Genomic DNA, 21,037 nt, shown 5'->3' with positions numbered 1-21,037 from the left:
TTCGAAGGGAGATTCAAAGATGCTTGAGTCCGATTGTATTTATATTTGCGACGAGTCGAGTGAGGCGGATCTCACGTGCACGCTTTTGCAGATGAGGCAGATAGTTGACGAGGCAATTGATCTTGCCTATGAGCTCGAGGACTCCTCTGTTGCTTACAAGGGAGTTGTTGACGGCTTGTTGGCCACGTGGGAGTCGTTGTGCTACCGCAATGCCGCTGTCCATGAGCTTATTCAATCTGTTCTGCTTGAGCGTAATGAGATCCTGCGATTTGATGAATTACAGATGCGTAATGATGAAGTACCCGAGCGGCCAATATGCCGATAGCAACGTTTGTTTGTCTCTGAGGGCAACAGTCTTGTTCAATCCCTCGAAGACAGTGTTTTCTTACATTAGCTTGCGAACGTAGCCTTCTTTGAAAGGAAGATCATGAACACTTCTATCCAAATTTCGGCCAGCACCGTTGAAGCTTCACCCCGCACCGCCAAGGGCGAGGTCGTCAAGCTCGTGCAGGGCGCACCGCTTATTGTCGTTGCTGCGGTTGCCGTTGCCGGCATCGCCTCCGTCGCCGCTCCGTTTTGTGTTTGGAAGGGCGAGGTCGCGCTGTTTCTGAACGAGTCGTTCCACACCAACTGCTCAGTTTCTGCGATCGCGGAGTACGCGTCAGCGGCACCCGGGTCCGATTGGGCGTCGCTGCTCGTGGCCGTGCTCATCGCGGCCTACCCTGCCTACCATGCCGTCTGGCGCGTTCGCGAGGGGTTTGGGCTCAGCTGCAAAGCTCCGGTGTTCAGCAGGCGCGTGTCGCGCTCTCTTGCCGCGGTAAGCGCCTGCCTGCTGCTGGCGATGCTGTTCATGGGCTATGGAACGAGTTGGCTCATCAACGGCAGCGCGATGGGTGACCAGAACCTTGTTGAGTCGGGGCACAATGTATGGACCGTTTCCATCATGATCATGCTGGGCTGCGCCCTGATGTGCCTGTTCAAGTGGTTCCTTGCCAAGGGCCCTGGCCGTAATTTCGGCAGCGGCTTTGCCGTCGAGCTTGTCCGCCTTGCCGACGTCCTGCTGAAGCGCGCGAGCTCGAACCTGGTGTTGTGCTACGTGGCCGAGCTGCTTGCCTGCCTGCTGGCGCTGGCCTTCATTGCCGTGGCCTATGTCGTCGCGAGCGTGGCCATCGCGCTTGCGTTCGCGGCCGTAGCCTTGGTGGTGTGCCTTGCCGGGATTCCCATTATCCTTGCTGCCTCGTGGCGCAGGTAGCGGGGCGATCATGCGAGTTCTTATCGCAGCGTGAGAAGAACTTGCAGAAATCGCAAGTTCTTTTCACGCGATGAGAAAAACTTGCAGATTGGCGCGAGGACGACGTCCCTCCGCGCGAGCGCGGTTTCGATATTGGTCATTAATGTGTCCGAACGATTGATTGGAGACAAAATGTATCCGGACTATGAGTGCAACAACTACCCCATGAGCGTTACGGATGAGGATGGTCCGTTCCTGATCATGGAGGCGGAGCTGTCTGGCGATGTCGAGCTCAATGATGAGTTTAAGAAAGACGCCAGCTATAGATATTCGTGTGCGACTGTTTCTGCGGCGATTGATCTTTGCAAGTCAATGACGGACGGCGATGCCGATCCTTGGTATGAAAGTTGGGAGAAGGCGGTTGAGCGTTATCCGCTCGAGAAATGCGAGGATGCGACAACGCTGTATTGGATTGAGCCGACCGATCCGCACAAGGCGCTGTGCGCCTTCCATCCCCATCCCGATCTTGAGCGGTACGTGGCTGAGGCAATTGGCGCCGTTGACACCTATCTGCTGGAGCGCGAGTACTGTCCCTTTGCGGTCAGCCACTTAGATCTAAAGGATGTTGACGTCCTGCTCAGCGCCGCTTGGGGATTGGCTCGAGTCCTTAAAGATATTTGGGGAACTTGCGACCCTGATGTTATGGAAAAGATTGAGGATGCTACGTACGGTGCGCATATAACGGTTAGGGACCTGATCGCGGGCGAAGAGGCAGCCAAAGCCAGCGCAAAGTCCGATGACAATTTCTAGCCGCCGCGCTGAATGGCGCGCCTGATTGACAAGCCGTCGGAAAAGTCCGGACAGTCTGCCAATCTCGGTCGCTACATCGTTCCCTTGCTCGCAGCGTAATGTTCCGCCTGCTTAAGGGCGTCCTCGTAGGCGCGCTGCTTTGCTTCGTACTCTAGCGCGTAGCGCTCCTGCTCCGCTCGCCCGGGAACAGGCACGGTCATGCTTCGCAGGTCCATTGGGGCAAGTTGCACAAGCGCGTCTCCGTGCGAGGTGTCCGCCAGTTTCTTCTGCCCCTCATCGGACGACAGGTATGCCAGGACAAACTGGGCAAGCAGCTCGTCCTCAAAGGTAGCGCAGAACATGGCGTCGCAGGGGACAATGCTCTCAAACAAAAGACCGCGCTCCACGGGGCGCTCAGAACCGACAGAAAAGTGGCCTGGCGTGATGAGGGCAAGCTTGAATGGAGGCCCGACGCGTGATATGAGAAGGCTCGCCTCGCAGGCGTCGATCGGTTTGGCCTTCCGAAAATCTTCGTAGTCTACACGGCTTACATCGTAGATATCTGTATCGGGGACACGCTCAAGTACATCTTCTGCGGCAATGATTGCGCCATCATGAAGATGCTTTAGCGACAGGTAGTAGCAGTCGTGCTGTTGGTAACTGTCTGTCGGATCTGATTCGGGCAGTTTGGTTACAACGCTGCGGGCGGTGCCGCGGTAGATTGGCGCTAGCGACCCAAGGGGGATGAACATTCTCTCGTCGAACGATCCGCTCTTTGTATTGGGTAATAGGGGATAGATGCCGTTGCCCTGATCCTCGAGCCGATGCCAATAGACTGGATTCTTTTGATCGCCGTAGGCTCGGTCGACGGAATCGAGGAGCTGGTGCAGAATCTCATCGGTCATTTGCTTGTCGTCAAAGCTCCTGCCGTCAAAAAGGAAATACGGATCATTGGGCTCGCCGTCGCCAATAAAGAGCAGCGCGCGACCCTCGGCCTTTTTGGCAATGGTGTTGGGAAGAAGCACAATGCTCTTTAGCAGGCCGAGGTCACAAAGAAGGCGACGTCCATCTACGGCTCGCGCCAGATTGAACAGACGGTCCGAAATCTGAATGACGGCCGTGGCATGGGACTGAGAGCAGGCAATGGATGCCGCAAGAAAGATGTAGTACCACTCAGTGACCGAAAGCAGATCGGGGATGCCTGCGCTGCGTTGCAGCTGCTTCGAGCGCGTTCTGAGGAAATCCAGGACTCGCGCATTTGCCGCATCGATAGATGCCGGGAATTGGGATAGCGGTCGTAGCTCGGGGGGCCTGCAGTAAATGAGTGCTGATTCGTACGTGTGAGAGGCTGCGTCCTGCTCGTAGTCGTATAAAAAGATATTCTCTTCGATGGCAGTAAACGTCGACGTCGGGACTTTGACTCGGTTTTTGCAAACGCAAGCGGGCACATAATCCCATTCGTCGGTTGCTTCGTTGTAAACGCGGTCCTCAAACTCAAACGAGGCGGCCGAAGGTCGCTTGAGGTCAATCCCCAAAACAGACCACGAGGGGCCATCGACGTGCTCGCTCGAAAACTCAAAATCGCGACAGCACAGTTCAATGAGCCTTTTCGTTCTCGACGAAGGCTGATATTTCTCGACCATATGAGACACAAGATCCGATAGATATCGGCTCATATATGGCTTGAGATCTTCGTTTAAGCGAAGAGTTGCAAATTCTGCTTTAGTTTTGAGCATGCGCACCTCCTGCATATTCCCTATATTGCGCGGTTCGCTGACTGGCCCGTCGCGGCTCAATTGCCTTCAGTCTACAAGAAGAGCAGTTGCGGCGTTTTTCAGACGGGGCACTCAAATGAAAAAGAAAAAAATCGAATGGTGCGTATGAGGCCGTACGCATTGGGTAATATTTCGCTAGATACTAACACTAAGAGATTTGCATATCTCCTAGTTGTATCAAGCTACAGTGGATAAACCAACTAGTTGTTTCAGCAACGAAAGGACAGCTAATGAACGGATACGACACGTATAGGATCGAGCCAGACGCTCTCAAGAAGCCAACAACAGTGAATATTTTCGGCATGATTCTGCAAACCATCTTTGCGGTTGTGCTGTACGTTGTCGCCGTCGACATGATGTGCTTGCTGACGACGTGGCTCGGCGGCTTTATGTTCGAGATTGGCGAGGGCAACACGGTGATTCCGCTCCATTCGTGGCGCCTGGTGGCGTTTAGGGCGTACTGGGTTGTGCTGGGCGTGGCGGTCGTTGCGGCGCTTGCCCACAAATGGATTGTGCTGTTAACGGGAGAGCGCGAATCCGACATGTGCGAGCTGCTCGGTGCAATTGAGGGTGCGGGCGCATTTGCATCCGTCGTCTGCGCGATCGTCTGTTTGCTGGGCTGTGCCGCCGCATTTGATTGGTGGGCTGGCGTTACCGGAAAGATGGCTTCGGATTCCCGCGCCAATGATTATCTGCTTTGGGCTGTTGTCTTAACAGTCGGAACGATTGTCGAGTGGCGAATTGTCGAAGGAGTTCTCAAGGCTTTATTCCCTCATGAGTGCTTGTTCCACGGGCTTCGCTTTGCATCTGCCTGCGTGGTTACTCCTCTGCTCGCGCTTGTGCCCACAGCACTGGTCATCGTCGTGTGCGCGGTGGTGGTAGGCCTTTTTGCCGGGATTGTGTTCGCATCGCTTGCGATCCCCGTGGTTATCACGGTTATTGGCATTGCCATCGCTATGAGTCGCTAACCCACAACGCAATCCAAATATCTCGCATAAAGAAAGGAACGACCATGTCGGTATTCTCTAACGCTCAAAAGCTTCTGCTGCTTGCCGTACTTACCGCTCTTATGGCTGGTGCCCTGATGTACGAAGTGTTGCATCCCACACTGTTTCCGCTGCTCAAGCAGGGCATTTTGCAGCTGCTCTACCACATTCCGGTCTTTACCCAGCCGGGCAACGTGATCTATCTGGAGTCGGCGACATCGCTGGCACTGTAGTGGTTTAAGGGCTCGGCCCACATCGAAGGAAAGAAAACCAATATGGAAAGGAAGGCGCCCATGACTCAGAAGCAGTATCGAAACATCGATCGCTACCAGGACTTGCTCAATCGAATTGCGCCTACGCGTCTGGTGGAGCAGACGCGTCAGAGTGTTATTGGCCACGAAGGAAGCTTGGAGGCCTTTGTGACGGCGCTGAGCTTTGAGGTCAACCGCTGCGTGATGTTGGCACGCGGCGCCGACCCGCGCGACGTTCTTTCGCCCGCTGCCATTTTGGTGATGGGTTCCACCGGCACGGGAAAAACCCACACCATCAAGGCCGTGGCAGATGCCGCGGGGCTCAAACTGTTCGTGTTCGATGTCTCCACCATGACGGGCGAGGGCTGGCGCGGTGCCAGCATGAGCAACTGCCTGTCGCAGGTCGCGGACTATCAGGCTGCCAATCCCGGCGAAATTTGCTTGGTGCTCTTTGACGAGTTTGACAAGGCGGTTCGTGCCGAGCCCGATGGGGGCGAAGTTGCATCGAGCTTTAGTCCATCGCAGTCGTTCCTTAAGCTCTTGGAAGGCGGGGAGATGCCGTTTGAATGTGATACCTCCAAGAGTGCGGCTATTAAGACGCTCAACCTCGATCAGGTTGTTTGCATTTTGGGCGGCGCCTTTATGGGCTTGGATGCTCTGGTGCGCAAGCGCCTGAGTGACAAGTCTGGCACCACGGTCGGCTTCGGATCCTCGTATGCCGCCGTGCGCACCGCCGCAAAATCGGCAAACGAGCTGCGAGACAGTGCGACCATCGAGGATGTTGAGACTTGGGGTATTATGTCCGAGCTGTGCGGGCGCATTGGCTCGGTGATTAACTTTAACGCCTTGAGCGTGGACGATCTGGTCCAGATTGCGTATGAACAGTACCTGCCCAAGTACAACAACATGATGGGAAATGGCGCCAAGATGGAGCTGATGGCAGATGCTGCTCGCCTTGCGGCGAAGCGCGCGGTTAAGGAAGGTGCCGGCGCGCGCGGCATGCTCCGTCAGCTGCGTCCCCTTATGATGTACGCCTGGAGGGACATGCGGGAAGATACCTATATTTCCCGTGCGACCTTGGTCGTGAGCGACGGGGAGCTTGCGGTTGCGTACGAGCACTCTCATGAGCCGCGGGGATTTTTGCGGGAAGAGATGGGGAAGAATTCGCCCTTTCTGAACGGGAGAGAGATTGAAGCCCTTGCGCTGGTGAGCAACTGGATGGAGCATGAGGACGAGGACGAGCATAAGCCGTATCAGCCTGAGTTTGCTTGGCTGGCGGATTTGGTGGACGGCTCGGCGCTCGACAAGATCGTGCAGGGCGGCAAGGCATTCGATCTTGCTGGGGTGTTGTTGCGCGGCGTTCCGTTTGATGGGCCGGAGCGCATTGCCGCCCACGAGCTGCTTAAGGCCTGCGCCTGCTACAACGACGTGCTCTATGCCGACAAGGAACAGTATCGCAACCTTGCCCAGGTGCTTACGCTCACCAAATTGGTGTACAAAAAAACGCCCGATTGCTTGCTGAGCCCGCTCGATGTGGTTATGAACGGCACGACTACGGGCAACGGTTTTCAGGGTCTTGGCGAGTGGGTCGATGCCATGAGCAGGTCCGAAAAGCCTTCGTTGGAAAAGTGGCAGTACCTGGCGGCCGGGGAGGCCCTGCGGATTTACGACCACTTTAGCAAACGCCCCGACCAGGTTAAGGAGCTTGCCGCCGAGGTGTCCCTGATGCGTGTCGCCCTTGCAGTGATGGACGTTGAGGAGCGTGAGGCATTGGAGTGTGATCTTGAGAAGCTGCTCGCTTCGTGCGAGTAATCGCCGACTGCTTCTCTTTCCTTTCTTCTATTTTCTCTGGTGGCATGGACGCCACTGTCTTAACCGCCCTGCGTGAGATTTTGTCCGTACGGGATGGTATTCAACACATGTAACAAAACAAGTGAGGGAGCGGCGGGGGAGAGCGAGGCGGTTTACAGAAATGAACATCCGTTATATGCGTTAGAAAAATAAAATTGTTCTTGCAACATACAAGCGGAGCGCATATACTGCAGTCATAGCGTATGAGATGGGGTCTCTAAATGAGGCCAAGCACAGCAATTTGAGTTTATGTAGACGGGACTTGAGCATGAGCACCAGCAGTTTCTCCTTTAACAACGATAATAGTAGTTACATTAATCTCGAGACTATCCTTGGTTGCACTGTCGGTTCTCGCGCAGAGAACGGGCTTGTATTTCTAGATGAAGAGAAGCCATGCGGCGAAGAACTCGAGTATTTAGATGAGATTGAGCGCGAGCGGAACTATGAGTTTGGCTTTTGCGGAGATCAGTTTCATCACGATTCAATTCGCTCAATTTAATTACCCCGTTATCACCTCTTTTTAGCGGGGCAAGTTAGATCGACTATCTGTGTCAAACAACGGCTCACCGTGGGAAGGAATCGGCAATGAGCAAGAACATGAACAAGGACATGAACGGCAAGGCCTTGGGTAAGGCCAGGGCGGCTGGGCGCGTGGCGACGGTTGCTGCGGCGACGATTGCCATGACGGGCGGCTCGCTGCTGTCGCCTCTGACCGCGGCGGCGCAGGGTGCGGATGGCATTGGCGCCGCGGGCGCAACGGCTGCGGTGATGTCGCCGCTGACGAGCGCTGCGGCCGCCGGTACTGGCGCGGGTGCCGTGTCTGCAGCGCAAAAGGTCGCCGACCTGCAGGCTGCAGTTGATGCGGCGCGCGCTAAAGCTGCTACCGCCAAGGCCGATCTGGAAGCGGCTGCCGCTCCCTACGATGCTGCCGCCGTCAACCAGCAGCAGGCGCGGGGCGCCTATGACGCGGCCCGCGGTGCGAGCGATAGCGCGGCCTCCGCTGCTTCGGCCGAGCTGGAAAAGCAGCTGGGCGCTGCGCAGGACAAGGCCGATCAGGATGTCAAGGCGTTTGAGGACGCTCAGGCTGCGCTCGATGCTGCCAAGAAGGAGCTGGCGGACAAGGATGAAGCCCTGACTGCTGCCCAGAGGGCATCCCGTGATGCCCAGTCTGCGCTTGAGGCCGCACAGGCTGCTGCATCCGATGCTACGCCCGAGGCTGTAGCTGCCGCCCAGGCTGCCGCAGGGCAGGCTGCGAGTGACCTGGAACAGGCGAAGCAGCAGGTCGTTGATGCGCAGGCCAAGCTCTCGGATGCTCAAGACGCTGCCACTGCCGCCGCTGCCAAGCAGCAGGACGCGCAGGGCAAGCTTTCGGCAGCTCAGCAGGCAAAGGCCGCGGCAGATGCGGACGTGGATGCCGCGCAGACGAGCTATGACGCGGCCAAGGCCGATCTGGATCGAGCCGAGCAGGGCGCCGCGGGCCCGGAGTACGAGGCCGCCAAGGCAAAGGTGGCTGCTGCGTCCGAAGCGCTGACGGCCGCCAAGGCCGCGCAGTCGAAGTGCGAGAGCGAGCTTGCTGCCGCTGAGCAGGACGTTGCCGCCGCCGAGGGCGAGGTTCAGACTGCTCAGCAGGCAGTTGCCGATCAGCAGCAGGCCGCTGCCGATGCCCAGTCAAAGCTGGATGCCGCCGCTGCTGCCAAGACCGCTGCCGACGCCGCTCTTGACCAGGCCAAGACCGATCATGCCAGTGCGCTCACGGAGCTGGCCGATGCCCAGGCCAAGCTTTCGGCGGCCAAGGACGAGAAAGACGCTGCCGACAAGGCGCTCGATCAGGCGAAGGCCCAAAAGCAGCAGGCCGACCAGGCTGTGGCTCAGGCCCAGGCAAAGCTCGATGCCGCTCAGGCAACGGCGAATGCATCGGCGGAGAACTACCGCCAGGGTGCCATCGCATTCTTTAAGAGTGTGGGTGCCGACGATGCGGCGGATATCATCCTCAACTGCAAACTCGCTGGCTACAACAAGGTGGGCGAGGAAGTCGACGCGACGAGCCTGACCAATATGAAGCAGGCGGTTGTGTGGCTCAAAGCGTGCAACGAGTATCGCGCAAGCGTTGGCCTAGGCGAGCTCAAGGTGACATATGCCATGATGGCGACCGCCATCGCCGACGCGAACTTCTCCGATACGAAGGTCGCGCACGCTCAGCAGTTTAACGTGGGCGAGAATGTGGCGTGGAACTACGGAAGCAATCCGTTTAAGCAGTGGGTCGATCAGGAGAAGGCCATCTTTGATGCTGCCGCCGCCTCGCTGGGCGCGTCGGGCCTTACGGGAAAGGCCGCTTACGATTTCTATACAGCGCATAGCTCCCAGATTGATAACTACGCCGCACTGCACGGTGGACCAAACCCTTCGGTCGGACATTACATCAACGTGATCAACCCCGATTACACCGTGACGGGCATGGGCGTTTGCACGCGAGGGACGCTGTACGGGAGTACACAGGCGCAAACATTTGTATATTCTGGTCAATGGTATAAGCCGTATAACCTCAATCCGATGACGGTTGCAGAGTATGAGGCTGCGTTGAATGCGTGGTGTGACTCGTTGGCAAATCCCGAGCAGGGCGTGGATGCGGCACGCAAGGAGCTTGCTGTGGCGCAGGGCGTTGCCGACGATGCCGGCAGCAAGGTGAGTGCAGCATCGCAGGCCGTTGCAGCAAAGCAAACCCAGGTTGAGCGCGCTGCCGCTAACGTTGATGTCGCGGCAACCAAGGCCTCGGAGGCCCAGGCTGCCGTGGCGCAAAAGCAGGCTGCAGCTGACGCCGCCGCGCGTGCCGTCAGCGATGCCCGCGCCGATTTGAGCGCTGCCAACGCCGCTGTTGCGGCAGCGCAGGACGCCGTGGCCGCCAAGTCTGGCGAGCTCGACATTGCCAAGGGCAAGGTGGCTGCTGCCAAGCGCGCACTGGACGCCGCTCGTGCCGGTGTTGGCGACAAACGGGATGCACTTGCCGCGGCCCAGGATGAGCTAGCGGCGTACTCAGCCGATATCGCCGCTGCTCAGCGTGCGTTTGATGCGGCGTCGTCTGCACTCGAAAGCGCGCGTGCCAATCAGCGCGAGGCGGAGGCCGAACTTCTTGCCACCCAAGGCGATGCCGATCAGGCAGGCATCGATGCTGCTGCCACTCAGGTGGAGCTCGATATGGCGCAGCGGGCTGCAAGCGATGCCGACGCCGTCGTGGCAACGGCTCAGGCAAAATCTGATGCAGCTGCCGCCCGCGCCTCTCAGCTTAAGAATGCCGCCGCAGCACTTGCCAAGGCCACTGGGGACAAAGCGACTGCCGATGCCGCGCTCGATGCAGCGGCGATGGCCGTGAGCGATGCCGAGTATGACGTGGTGGAGGCTGACGATGCCGTGGTGGATGCGACTGTCGCGCGCGACGCCTCTGCCGCCGCGGTTGCCCGCCTGCGCAGAATCAATATTGCCGAAGCCATTGTCAACGGCAGCACTGACGATGCGGACGAGGTACTTAACGCCAAGATCGCTGCGGCCCACGATGCCGCCGAGCGTGCCGCGACCGCCAAGGCCGAACTCGATGACGCCGTGGCTGCGACGGATGCCGTGGCGCCGGCATACTTGGAGGCGCTCGCCAACTACACCGCCGCCAAGGTCGAGCTCGACCAGGCTATTGCCGAGCTTAACGCCGAGATCGCTCGCCAAGAGGCCGCCGACCGCGGAAACGGCGAGCAGACCCAGCCCGTCACGCAAGTGACGTACCAGGCCAAGCATGCGGAGGCAAAGACCGAGGCCACGACTTGGCAGACGGCGATGCCCGCCACGGGCGATGCGTCCGAGCTGCTGGGTGAGACCTTCGTGATCGGCGGCACGGTCCTGGTGGCCGCCGGCGTATTCCTGTCCGATAAGCGCCGCCAGCTGATCCGTTAGGGACAGGGAAGCGCGCTGTTTTTGGCGCGCACCGCAGGGGCATGGGCTCTGCGGCGCGCGCCGCCTTTTTCTTCAAGATTGATTAAGGAGGGATATATGCAAATAAGAGGAGAGGCCGCGATCGCCTGCGGATTCATGGCGGGTCTGGCAACGGGGTTGCTGTTCGATGGATGTTTCGACAGCTATATCAATCGATTCTGCGATTTTGGTTTTTCGAGAGGCAAGCCTTGGAAAACAGCGCCAGCTCGTCAAGAGGTGGCTGCGCCCATCGAGCCCCGCAGCGTGGATACCTCAAAAATCAAGGTAATCGTCACTAAGAACGGCAAGATTTACCACCGTTCTACGGGGTGCAAAAGCCTTCCTCAAAACGCCATTAAAACAAGCGTACCATTAGCGGCTGCACTCAAGCGAGGCAAGACGCCCTGCCCAACATGCTGCCCGCCAACAGTGTGCTCGATCTAGTTTTTTGGGTGTTTGATCCGTTTGGATGGAAGAACGAAGGGTAAGCCCTAAGGGATACAGATGCCGGCCCGGCCTGCAATTTCTTCCATTGATTTGTCCAGAGTCGCACAGCACGGAGGTGTTGTTTGATGTCTATTTTCGTTACCGGAGACGTTCACGGTGTTGCCGAGTATGGGGCGAGTCGCTTCTCGTCGCGCGTTTGGCCATTGGGTCGAACGCTGACGCGCGATGACGTTGTCATCGTTGCCGGCGACTTTGGCTTTATATGGAGCGGCTCGAACACCGACAAATACTGGCTCGACTGGTTTGAGTCCAAGCCCTGGACCACGTGTTTTGTCGACGGCAATCACGAGAACCATCATCTGCTGGCGGGGCTGCCAATGCGTGAGTGGAACGGGGGCCTCGTTCACGAGGTTCGCCCGCACGTGCTGCACCTGATGCGCGGCGAGGTGTTCGACATCACGGGGACCACGGTGCTCGCCATGGGTGGCGCCGCGAGCCATGACAAACAGTGGCGTCAGGAGGGAAAGACGTGGTGGCCCGAGGAGATGCCGAGTGAGCGCGAGATCAAACACTGTCGCGCCTCGCTCGATCGCGCGGGCTGGAAGGTCGACTATGTTGTGACGCACGAGGCGCCGGTCGATTTGGCTGACGAGCTGTGCATGGAGTGCAATCGCGAGTTCTACGACGATTCGCTGCAGGCCTTTTTGGGCGAGCTCGACGGGCGGCTCGACTACCGCACCTGGTTCTTTGGCCATTACCATGACGATGAATGGCGCGATGACAAGCATCGCCTTATCTACCAAGATATCGTGCCGATCGAAGCGCGATGTGCCGATGGGCAGGATGAGACGGCGAGTGACTATTTTGAGCAAGAGCGTTAGGAGGTCCCCATGATCTGGTTTACCAGCGATACCCACTTTGGGCACGAGAACATGCTGCGGCTCGCCGACAGGCCTTGGTCGACTGTTGGGCAGATGAACGACGCCATGGTCGCTAGCATTAATAGCAAGGTCGCTGCGGATGACGAGCTTTACATTTTGGGTGACTTCAGCTTTAAGATGACGGTCCAAGATGCCTACGAGTTGCGCAAAAGCATTGCATGCAAGCGCATCCATCTGCTGCCCGGCAACCACGATAAAGACTGGACGCAGCCTGCGGTGGCGGATGCTTTTATCGTCGAGCCGCCCATTTGCGTGCTCAAGATCGACCGTCAGAAAATCGTGCTGAGCCACTATCCCATGGTCGACTGGCAGGGTATGTCGCACGGCGGCTGGCATTTGCACGGGCATATCCACAGCTGTGGCGACGCGTATAACAAGTTCAACCTTCGGCAGGGGCTGCTGCGCTACGACGTGGGCGTGGACGCCAACGGCTACGCCCCGGTGAGCCTGGAGGAGCTCAAGTCGTGGTTTGCACAGGTAGACGAGCCGGTGTGTTGCGTTAAGTGGCCGTGGTGGGTCAACGCCACGGGCGACGAGCAGGTCGAGCGCGATCTCGAAACCTATAAGAGGGAAGTGGTGATCCGATGACGGTCTATGTGACGGGCGACGTCCATGGCGGCGCTGACATGCAAAAGCTGCGCGATTGGGATCTTGGGGAAAGCCTGACGAGCGACGACTATCTCATCATTGCCGGCGACTTTGGCCTTCCGTGGGATTTCTCTGCCGAGGAGTGCGCCGACATCGCTTGGCTGGAGTCGCGCCCCTATACCGTGCTGTTCGTCGACGGCAACCACGAACGTTTCGACCACTGGGCGGAGCGACCCATGGAGTTGTGGCACGGCGGACTGACACAGCGCCTGTCGGACACCTCGCCCATACGGCGCCTGACGCGCGGCGAGGTTTTTGAACTCGACGGCTCAACGGTCTTTACCATGGGCGGCGCCACGAGCGTGGACAAGGAATACCGCATTCCGTATTCCAGCTGGTGGCCGCAGGAGCTGCCGGACGAGCGCAACTTTGAGGAGGCGCGGACAAAGCTCGACGGCGTGGGCTGGAAGGTCGACTACGTGGTCACCCACACCTGCTCTACGCGCATGCTTTCGCCCACGCTTTATCCGGCGCCCGGCTGGAATTGCCCCGCCGTTGATCGGCTTACGGCGTTTTTCGATGAGCTGGAGGACCGCTTGGACTACAAGCGCTGGTACTACGGGCATTTTCATCGGGATGCCAACCCGGCCGAGCGCCATACCGTGCTCTACGACTGCATCGTTCGCCTGGGCGACGAACTCCAGCCCTGGGATGTTGCGTAGGGGTGGGGTGCCTGATTACTCAGCCGTTACGGTAATGTTCTCCCTGTGCTTGCGGATAACATCCCAGCTAAAATGCTCGACCAGCTGCTCGGCAGAGCGCGGCGTGGTGCCCGGCGCGATGCCTGTTTGTCCGGCGAGCCAACCCAGCAGCGCTTCGGGCGTGCCAAAGCGGGCGCGGAGTTCGCCCAGGTCCAGATCGCGGTCTCGTTTGGAAAGGCGGCGGCCGTCCGGTGCCATGAGCAGCGGAATATGTGCGTAGTGCGGCGTGGGCAGTCCCAACAGGTGCTGCAGATAGATCTGGCGCGGCGTGGACCCCAGCAGGTCGCATCCGCGCACGACCTCGGTGACGCCCATGGCAGCGTCGTCGACCACCACGGCTAGCTGATAGGCAAACACGCCGTCGCTGCGGCGCACCAAAAAGTCGCCGCACTCGGTGGCGAGTGCTTCGCATTGGGCGCCGTACGTGCGATCCACAAATTCGATCACGTCGTCTGCGAGGTCGTCGACGGTGGGCACGCGCAGACGTGTGGCCGGCGCGCGCAGGGCGCTGCGGCGGGCCACCTCCTCGGCCGAAAGACTTCGGCAGGCGCCACGGTAGATGGGCGTGCCGTCGCTCGCGTGCGGTGCACTCGCGGCGTGGAGCTCGGCGCGTGTGCAAAAGCAGGGATAGGTGAGGCCGGCGTATTGCAACTGGTGCAGGGCGTCCTCGTACAAGTCCAGGCGGTCGTGCTGGTAGTAGGGGCCTTCGTCCCACTCCAGCCCCAGCCAGGCCAGGTCGTCAATCAATTGAGCGGCAAGTTCGGGGCGCTTGCAGCGATCGTCCAGGTCCTCAATGCGTAACACGATGCTGCCGCCCTGGCTGCGGGCCGAAAGCCACGCGCACAGGCAGCTGAACACGTTGCCCAGGTGCATGCGGCCCGAGGGTGACGGGGCAAAACGGCCCACGACAGGCGCGGGGGCGGGGACGAGCTTGCTGTTGGTCGCCGTCGACGTGGCCACGGCGGGCGTTGCTATGTTGCATGCGTTGATATCCATGCGGACGAGTATAGCGCGGGGTGAGGTGAGGGGAGGCGTCGTCGATGCTCGCAAGTTGCCGCGGCCACACGTTGCGCGTGCCGGACCACCGGCTCGGCGCCTTAATCGTCGTCAATCAATCTAGCCCTCAAACGACAGAAACCCCGGCAGCTCTTCGCAACTGCCGGGGTTCCGCGGAAAAGGGGGACATGATCCTCAAGCGGACGGCAAAGGGGCAAACCGTTTTCGCTCAACTGCTTTATGCCCCTCAACTGGCGGCTCAATCAGCGAATGCCGCGCCCACACAAAGCCGCTACACCTGTGATGGAGCTATGAAGTGGTATCTATTGCCGGAGCGGGCTATGCCAAGGAGTGTTCCAGATTACCGGCAGATAGGGAACGTCACCAGGTGCCGGCGGCGGGCGTGACTTTTGTCCCGTTTTGACGCTCCGCTGACTTAGATGTTCGTCACATGAACCCGCAAACGTGGGACAATGACGCTACTGGTACCACAGACAAAGGATGTGCCTATGAACGCCCCCGTTGCCCAGCCCTGTCGGCAGCGCCGCCTGTTTGCGCGGTTCGCTTCCGTCTGCGCACTCGTCGCGCTTGCGTTGTTGCTGCTGCCTGCCGTCGCGCACGCCGACGGCTACTCCATGAGCCAAACCTATATCGGTGCCACGGTTGAGGCCGATGGCTCGCTGACCGTTGTCGAGGGACGCCAGTTCGATTTCGACGATGACATTAACGGCGTGTATTGGGATATCAATACAGGCTCTAACCAGCAAGGCGGCTCGGTGGTCGTCAATGTGCTGAGCGTCGAGGAAGACGACACTGCGTTTAACAAGGTCGACAGCGCAAATAAAGGCGACGACGGCGTTTACACGGTGGAACAGTCCGACGACGGCGTAAAGATTAAGGTGTTCAGCCCTCACGAGAGCGGCGACAGCGCAATCTACTACGTGAGTTATTCCATGACCGGTGCGGTTATGAACTGGGCCGATACCGCCGAGCTCTACTGGAAATTCGTCGGCGACGGCTGGTCGGCGGACTCCGATGACGTCGAGATGGAGGTCTACTTTGCAAATGCCGCTGCCGGGACGGCTGCCGTCAAGGGCGATAACTTCCGCGCATGGGGCCACGGCCCGCTGACGGGCGACGTGTCGCTCGATGCGGACGAGCCCATGGTCACCTATACCATTCCCTGCGTGCACCAGGGCGAATTCGCCGAGGCACGCATCGCCTTCCCTAGCGACTGGGTGCCGCAGCTTGCCGCTTCGGGCGAAGAGCGCATGTCAACGATCCTGAGCGAAGAGAAGGAATGGGCCGACGAAGCTAACGCCCGCCGTGAGCACGCGCGTGCGGTTGCCAGCGCGATTGCCGTGGTGTGTGTTGTTGTGGCGGTTGCCTATACCGGTGTAATCGTGATGCTCAAGCTGCGCAGGCCCAAGCCCAAGCCGCTCTTCCAGGACGAGTACTTCCGCGATGTGCCCTCCGCCGATCATCCCGCGGTGCTTGCAACTCTTATGAGCTGGAACGACGTGCCCGATCAGGCATATATCGCCACGCTGATGAAGCTGACCGACGACCGCGTGATCAAGCTGGAAGAAGCGACCGAGACCAAGAAGAAGGGTCTGCTCCGTCGCGAAAAAGAGGAGCAGACGTATCGCATCACAGTGACCGACGAGGCCTGGAAGGCTGCCAAGAAGGACGGCATCGATCGCGACGTGCTCAAGGTCTTCTTCGCTGGCGTTAAGCCCGATAAAGACGGCGTCCGTTCGCGCACGTTTAGCGAGCTGGAGGAGTATGCCAGCGAGCGTACTGAATCTGTTGGCGACAAGCTCGAGGACTATCAGAGCACGGTTAAGGGCAAGCTGGAGGAGTGCGAGTTTATCGCATCGGATGGCACTATCGCGATGGTGGCCGGCCTGGTTCTCGGCATCATCATTGTCTTTGGCATTTTGGGCTCTCTGTTCTATACCGACTTTGCGGACGCCAATGTCGGCGCCGCTATGATCTCGATCCCCGTCACGATCGTGGGCTTTGTCCTGAGCTGCACCTTCCGCCGTTACACGCCGGAGGGCGCCGAGGTGGCGGCTCGCTGCAAGGCGCTCAAGCATTGGCTCGAGGACTTTACGCGTCTGAAGGAGGCCGTCCCCAGCGACCTGATCTTGTGGAACAAGTTTCTGGTGATGGGCGTTGCCCTGGGCGTTTCGAAAGAAGTGCTGCGACAGCTGGCCGAAGCCGTGCCTGCGGACCTGCGCAACAGTGACGATTTCTACGACAACTACCCCTGCTACTGGTGGTATTACCATCACTACGGCAACGAGTCCCCGCTCGATTCGTTCAACGATGTGTACCACGAGACCATCCGCGAGCTGGCTTCGAGTTCCGATAGCTCGAGCGGCGGCAGCGGTGGCGGCTTTTCCGGTGGCGGCGGTGGCGGCGTCGGCGGAGGCGGCGGCGGAACGTTCTAGCGAGCGCTTGCTTTGGGGTGGATCTTTCTGGGCGGTTGCCAGGGAAGATTCATCCCATTTTTGTGCATCGAAACGGGTCAAACTTTCCGCTGAGGACCTTCGCGCAAGGGGCAGTGGACAAAAAATGCCAAATATGAGTACTGTTGCTGCGTTGGTCACATATGTTTGCACATAATAATGGGCTCCTAATGAGAGTACTTCTCGTTAGGAGCCCATTTTATTGAACATTTGGGGAGCTACGTCAGCTCATGCAGCTGGTCGTCATGCCTACAAGCGTCAAAAATGTCCCAAATCGCTGCTACTAAAAAGGTAACAGTACTCATATTTGATGTTTTTTGACCAGGGCTATCTACAAACCCCCTAGGCCACTCATTGGGGACAGACTTAAATGACTAGTTGTTGGGGATCAGTCATTGGGGACGTTCTTAAATGACCAGGTGTGGCTGCTTGGGCTAGGCTGTTAGGTCGAGTTCGTAGAGATAGCTTTCGCGCGGCATGTCGTGACGACGCTCTTCGCGGTTGGCGCGGTGCGTGGCCGTGCGCTTAAAGCCGTGCAACTCGTAGAACTTCCACGAGCAGTTGGAGTCGGTGTACAGGTGCGCCCTTGTCGCCCCGCGCGAGGACAGGTACGAGACCGCGGCATCGAGCAACACTGAGCCTACACCCAGGCCGTGGACATCGGGATCGACGGCGAGCAGCGTGACTTCGTTGTCGTGCGGCAACGGGCTGCTCTCGAGCAGGCGGTTGTTGGTTCGGATGGTTGCACGCACAAACGAGAGATACTCGGCGCAGGCATCAGGCTCCAGCTCACGCATCTGCGATAGCAGCGCGCGTTCGGTATCCATCCAATGTTCCTTAACGGTGGCGCCGGAGCTCTGTCCCGCACGCGCGAGCGAAATGCCACGCGCCTGACCGTCGATTACGGCAACCTGCGAAAACGTCGATGACGAAAGGCAATAGGCGAGGTCGCACGCGGCCTCAAGGCGGTTGTACTCATCGTTATCCAATTTGTTATGCCAAAGCTGCTGCAGAATCAGCGCGATGGCGTCGAAGTCTTCGGTATCAAACGGTCGGTAGAGAACCCGCGAGACCATGGTGCCTCTTTCTTTTGCGGATGCATATCGAGCACAGTTCTACCACGCTATTGGCATCTAATTATGGTGCCCCTGTGTTCCATGAACTCACCGTGCCCATCCCCTCCGCGCGCAAACTTTTTCTGCACATGCGCCCGTTGCGGGGTGCATCGATGCGCTCGATGCGCTACATTGAATCAGTATTTTCAATGCCGCTGCGCGAGCGCTGCAGATCGACGTATCACCGACTCACAGAGCACGGCGGCGTACCAGACAGGAGGACTGCATGGGATCTGATGTGAAGATCGCACGCGCGTTGATCTCGGTTACCGATAAAACGGGTGTCGTCGATTTCGCACGGACGCTGGTCGATGACTTTGGCGTCGAGATCATCTCTACGGGCGGCACGGCTCGTGCCATCGAGGACGCGGGCGTTCCCGTAACCCCCATCGAGGAGTTCACGGGCTATCCCGAGATGATGGACGGCCGCGTTAAGACCCTGCACCCCAAGGTTCACGGCGCGCTGCTGGCCCGCCGCGATTCCGAGCAGCACATGCAGGAGGCCGCTCAGCACGGCATTAAGCTGATCGACTTGGTCGTCGTCAACCTGTACGAGTTCGAGAAGACCGTCGCCAACCCCGAGGTCACCTTTGCGGACGCCATCGAGCACATCGACATTGGCGGTCCCTCCATGTTGCGCTCCGCCGCTAAGAACGCTGCGAGCGTTACCGTCATCTCTGACCCGGCCGACTACGACGCTGTCCTTGCCGAGATGCGCGAGACCGGCGGTTGCACCACGCTTTCCACCCGTCGTCGCCTGCAGGTGAAGGTCTACCAGACCACCGCCGCCTACGACACGGCTATCTCCCGTTGGCTTGCCGCCCAGGCAAGTGACGTGGCGGATACCTCTGCCAAGCTCGAGATTTCGCTGGAGAAGGTCGATGACCTGCGCTATGGTGAGAACCCGCAGCAGAAGGCTACGGTCTACCGCTTTGCCGAGGGTTGCGAGAACACCGCGAGCTCGCAGTTTCCGCTCGTGGGCTCCGAGCAGATCCAGGGCAAGCCGCTCAGCTACAATAACTATCTGGATGCCGATGCCGCTTGGAACCTGGTCCGCGAGTTCGACGAGCCTGCCTGCGTGATCCTCAAACACCAGAACCCCTGCGGCTCCGCCGTTGCCGAGGACATTACGTCCGCTTACGACCGCGCCTTCGCCTGCGATCCCAAGAGCGCCTTCGGCGGCATCATCGCCTGCAACCGCGAGGTTCCCTTTGAGCTGGTTGAGCATTTTGCCGATCAGAACAAGCAGTTTGTCGAGGTCATCATCGCCCCGAGCTACACTGCCGAGGCGCTCGAGCGCATGGCCAAGCGCCCCAACCTGCGCGTGCTGGCTACCGGCGGCGTGGACCACGGCGCCCAGGTGGAACTGCGCTCCATCGACGGCGGCATGCTGGTGCAGGAGGTCGACCACGTGACCGAGGACCCCGCGACCTTTACGTTCCCCACCGACCGCAAGCCCACCGATGCCGAGATGGCCGAGCTCGAGTTTGCCTGGAAGGTCTGCAAGGGCGTCAAGTCCAACGCCATCCTGGTCTCCAAGGGCAAGGCCGGCATTGGCATGGGCCCCGGTCAGCCCAACCGCGTTGACTCTGCGCTGCTTGCCTGCGAGCGCGCCGAGGACTTCTGCGAGCGCGAGGGCGTGGAGAAGGGCGGCTTTGCCTGCGCAAGCGACGCGTTCTTCCCGTTCCGCGACAACGTCGACGTGCTTGCCGCACACGGCGTGACCTGCATCATCCAGCCCGGCGGCTCCAAGCGCGATGACGAGAGCATCCAGGCCTGCAACGAGCACAATATTGCGATGGTTTTCACGGGTGCGCGCCACTTCCGCCATTAAGTAGGGAGGTGGCGCTGCGGCTTGCCCAACCACCGCACCTTGCCGCTCATTCGTCGCCCGCGTACCCAAGTACGCGTCGCTCCTCTTTCACGGCAATCTGCGGCACCTGGGCAACCCTCGCCGACCTGTTAGGTTGACTGGGGAGGATGGGATGTTATCTCGTCCCTTGGACCGCCTCGCTTCTAAAATTATCTCTGCAAAAGACGGCCGCTCCGTTTGGAGGGCCGTCTTTTTGGTATAAGAGGACGGAATGACTAACACGAAAGGTATGACCATGCCCCAGATTGATGATGCAGAGCTGTTTGGCAATGCCGAGGACCAGCGTGCGTACGAGGACTTTTGCGCCAATCAGGAGGCGGTCGAGAAGTTTACGCTCGACAAGCCCGCGCTTATCTGCCGTTGGCGCATGTCCAACAAAAAGGTGCCCATGCTCAACCGTCACATTCGCGCGCTGTCCGAGCGCTTGGTGCAGGGCGAGCCGCTTGCCCATAACATGCTCAGCTGGGCCAAGCAGCACGTTGAGTGGTCGCTTGCCGAGGGCGATTACACCGCGCACGACGGCGTGCTCATGCTGGTGATCGACGTTAACGGCAATGCCGCCATGACGGTGGGTGAGTACGAGCCGCTGGCCGATACTTCGGCCAAGGCGCTGCGTGCCCGCTCCGCCGAGGCCCGCTCCGAGGCCGACGAAACCGGCGTGGCGCCCGAGCTGCTCGCTGCCGTCAACAACGGCGAGCTCGCCTTTGTGGCGCCGGCGGACGAGTTCCTGTGCGGCACGGCGACGCTCATCGAGCAGCTGGCCCAGACCAAGGGCATCCCGGTCACGCGCGTAGACATTCCCGCGCAGCTCAAGGGCGCGTTGTTCCTGGTGAGCGACGAGCACGGCGTGGTCCCCGCAACCGAGACGGACGCCGCCGAGGCCGACGCCGCGACGGTCGCCTTCTTCGCCGAAGGCTACGAAAAGCTCCGTGCCCGCTGCTAAATGATTTTTCTGGGACGGGGATTTAATAATCATTTGATCCCCGCGCCCGTTGCGAGCGAGGG

17 protein-coding genes are annotated in these 21,037 nt (G+C 59.3%); 14 read left to right on the top strand and 3 right to left on the bottom strand.

Annotated elements, in window-relative coordinates:
• Positions 1 to 19: 19 nt before the first annotated feature.
• The 3 genes from DXC67_RS01585 to DXC67_RS01575 all read left to right on the top strand — a co-directional run bounded on the left by DXC67_RS01585 (position 20) and on the right by DXC67_RS01575 (position 2,041).
• Positions 20 to 325, top strand: a complete 306-nt coding sequence (locus DXC67_RS01585; protein WP_117635630.1) for a hypothetical protein — start codon at positions 20 to 22, stop codon at positions 323 to 325.
• A 102-nt stretch (positions 326 to 427) separates the two neighbouring features.
• The gene (locus DXC67_RS01580) at positions 428 to 1,252 is read left to right on the top strand and encodes a hypothetical protein (RefSeq protein WP_117635629.1); all 825 of its coding nucleotides are present in this window, start codon (positions 428 to 430) and stop codon (positions 1,250 to 1,252) included.
• A 171-nt stretch (positions 1,253 to 1,423) separates the two neighbouring features.
• Complete coding sequence (locus DXC67_RS01575) at positions 1,424 to 2,041, top strand: hypothetical protein (protein WP_117637093.1); 618 nt, start codon at positions 1,424 to 1,426, stop codon at positions 2,039 to 2,041.
• A 71-nt stretch (positions 2,042 to 2,112) separates the two neighbouring features.
• Here DXC67_RS01575 and DXC67_RS01570 read toward each other — a convergent pair whose 3' ends face one another.
• Positions 2,113 to 3,756 (bottom strand): hypothetical protein, encoded by a 1,644-nt coding sequence (locus DXC67_RS01570; RefSeq protein ID WP_117637092.1) that lies wholly within the window; start codon positions 3,754 to 3,756, stop codon positions 2,113 to 2,115.
• A 269-nt stretch (positions 3,757 to 4,025) separates the two neighbouring features.
• Here DXC67_RS01570 and DXC67_RS01565 point away from each other — a divergent pair, with 269 nt between their 5' ends.
• The 8 genes from DXC67_RS01565 to DXC67_RS01535 all read left to right on the top strand — a co-directional run bounded on the left by DXC67_RS01565 (position 4,026) and on the right by DXC67_RS01535 (position 13,535).
• A complete protein-coding gene (locus DXC67_RS01565; protein ID WP_117637091.1) occupies positions 4,026 to 4,763 on the top strand; it encodes a hypothetical protein in 738 nt (245 codons plus the stop codon).
• A 44-nt stretch (positions 4,764 to 4,807) separates the two neighbouring features.
• Positions 4,808 to 5,014, top strand: coding sequence for a hypothetical protein (locus DXC67_RS01560; protein WP_117637090.1), 207 nt, complete (start codon positions 4,808 to 4,810; stop codon positions 5,012 to 5,014).
• 60 nt (positions 5,015 to 5,074) lie between these two features.
• Complete coding sequence (locus tag DXC67_RS01555; protein ID WP_158549337.1) at positions 5,075 to 6,844, top strand: AAA family ATPase; 1,770 nt, start codon at positions 5,075 to 5,077, stop codon at positions 6,842 to 6,844.
• A 624-nt stretch (positions 6,845 to 7,468) separates the two neighbouring features.
• Positions 7,469 to 10,819 (top strand): CAP domain-containing protein, encoded by a 3,351-nt coding sequence (locus DXC67_RS01550; protein ID WP_117637088.1) that lies wholly within the window; start codon positions 7,469 to 7,471, stop codon positions 10,817 to 10,819.
• 96 nt (positions 10,820 to 10,915) lie between these two features.
• The gene (locus DXC67_RS10285) at positions 10,916 to 11,281 is read left to right on the top strand and encodes a hypothetical protein (protein ID WP_117799814.1); all 366 of its coding nucleotides are present in this window, start codon (positions 10,916 to 10,918) and stop codon (positions 11,279 to 11,281) included.
• A 128-nt stretch (positions 11,282 to 11,409) separates the two neighbouring features.
• A complete protein-coding gene (locus DXC67_RS01545; RefSeq protein ID WP_089572443.1) occupies positions 11,410 to 12,165 on the top strand; it encodes a metallophosphoesterase in 756 nt (251 codons plus the stop codon).
• 9 nt (positions 12,166 to 12,174) lie between these two features.
• The gene (locus DXC67_RS01540) at positions 12,175 to 12,813 is read left to right on the top strand and encodes a metallophosphoesterase (protein ID WP_117637087.1); all 639 of its coding nucleotides are present in this window, start codon (positions 12,175 to 12,177) and stop codon (positions 12,811 to 12,813) included.
• The gene (locus tag DXC67_RS01535) at positions 12,810 to 13,535 is read left to right on the top strand and encodes a metallophosphoesterase (RefSeq protein WP_117637086.1); all 726 of its coding nucleotides are present in this window, start codon (positions 12,810 to 12,812) and stop codon (positions 13,533 to 13,535) included. Before DXC67_RS01540 ends, DXC67_RS01535 begins: the two co-directional genes overlap by 4 nt.
• A 15-nt stretch (positions 13,536 to 13,550) precedes the next feature.
• Here the strand turns inward: DXC67_RS01535 and gluQRS are convergent, their stop codons facing one another.
• Positions 13,551 to 14,570 carry a tRNA glutamyl-Q(34) synthetase GluQRS gene (gene gluQRS, locus DXC67_RS01530; protein ID WP_255413181.1) on the bottom strand — a complete coding sequence of 340 codons (1,020 nt, stop codon included), beginning with the start codon at positions 14,568 to 14,570 and terminating at the stop codon, positions 13,551 to 13,553.
• 509 nt (positions 14,571 to 15,079) lie between these two features.
• Here gluQRS and DXC67_RS10355 point away from each other — a divergent pair.
• Positions 15,080 to 17,026 carry a DUF2207 domain-containing protein gene (locus DXC67_RS10355; protein WP_158551264.1) on the top strand — a complete coding sequence of 649 codons (1,947 nt, stop codon included), beginning with the start codon at positions 15,080 to 15,082 and terminating at the stop codon, positions 17,024 to 17,026.
• Positions 17,027 to 17,478: 452 nt separating this feature from the next.
• On the opposite strand, the gene DXC67_RS01520 is transcribed toward DXC67_RS10355, so the two are convergent.
• Entirely contained in the window at positions 17,479 to 18,120 is a 642-nt protein-coding gene (locus DXC67_RS01520; protein ID WP_117637084.1) for a GNAT family N-acetyltransferase, read from the bottom strand.
• A gap of 265 nt (positions 18,121 to 18,385) precedes the next feature.
• Here DXC67_RS01520 and purH point away from each other — a divergent pair, with 265 nt between their 5' ends.
• Both purH and DXC67_RS01510 read left to right on the top strand, forming a co-directional pair.
• Positions 18,386 to 19,993 carry a bifunctional phosphoribosylaminoimidazolecarboxamide formyltransferase/IMP cyclohydrolase gene (gene purH / locus DXC67_RS01515; RefSeq protein WP_117637083.1) on the top strand — a complete coding sequence of 536 codons (1,608 nt, stop codon included), beginning with the start codon at positions 18,386 to 18,388 and terminating at the stop codon, positions 19,991 to 19,993.
• Positions 19,994 to 20,243: 250 nt separating this feature from the next.
• Entirely contained in the window at positions 20,244 to 20,975 is a 732-nt protein-coding gene (locus tag DXC67_RS01510) for a hypothetical protein (protein WP_117637082.1), read from the top strand.
• Positions 20,976 to 21,037 lie beyond the last annotated feature (62 nt).

The sequence above is a fragment of the Collinsella sp. TF07-1 genome (genome assembly GCF_003437235.1).
Classification (GTDB): domain Bacteria; phylum Actinomycetota; class Coriobacteriia; order Coriobacteriales; family Coriobacteriaceae; genus Collinsella.
Note: the sequence above shows the minus strand (reverse complement) of the source record. Positions and strands in the feature narration are given on the sequence as shown.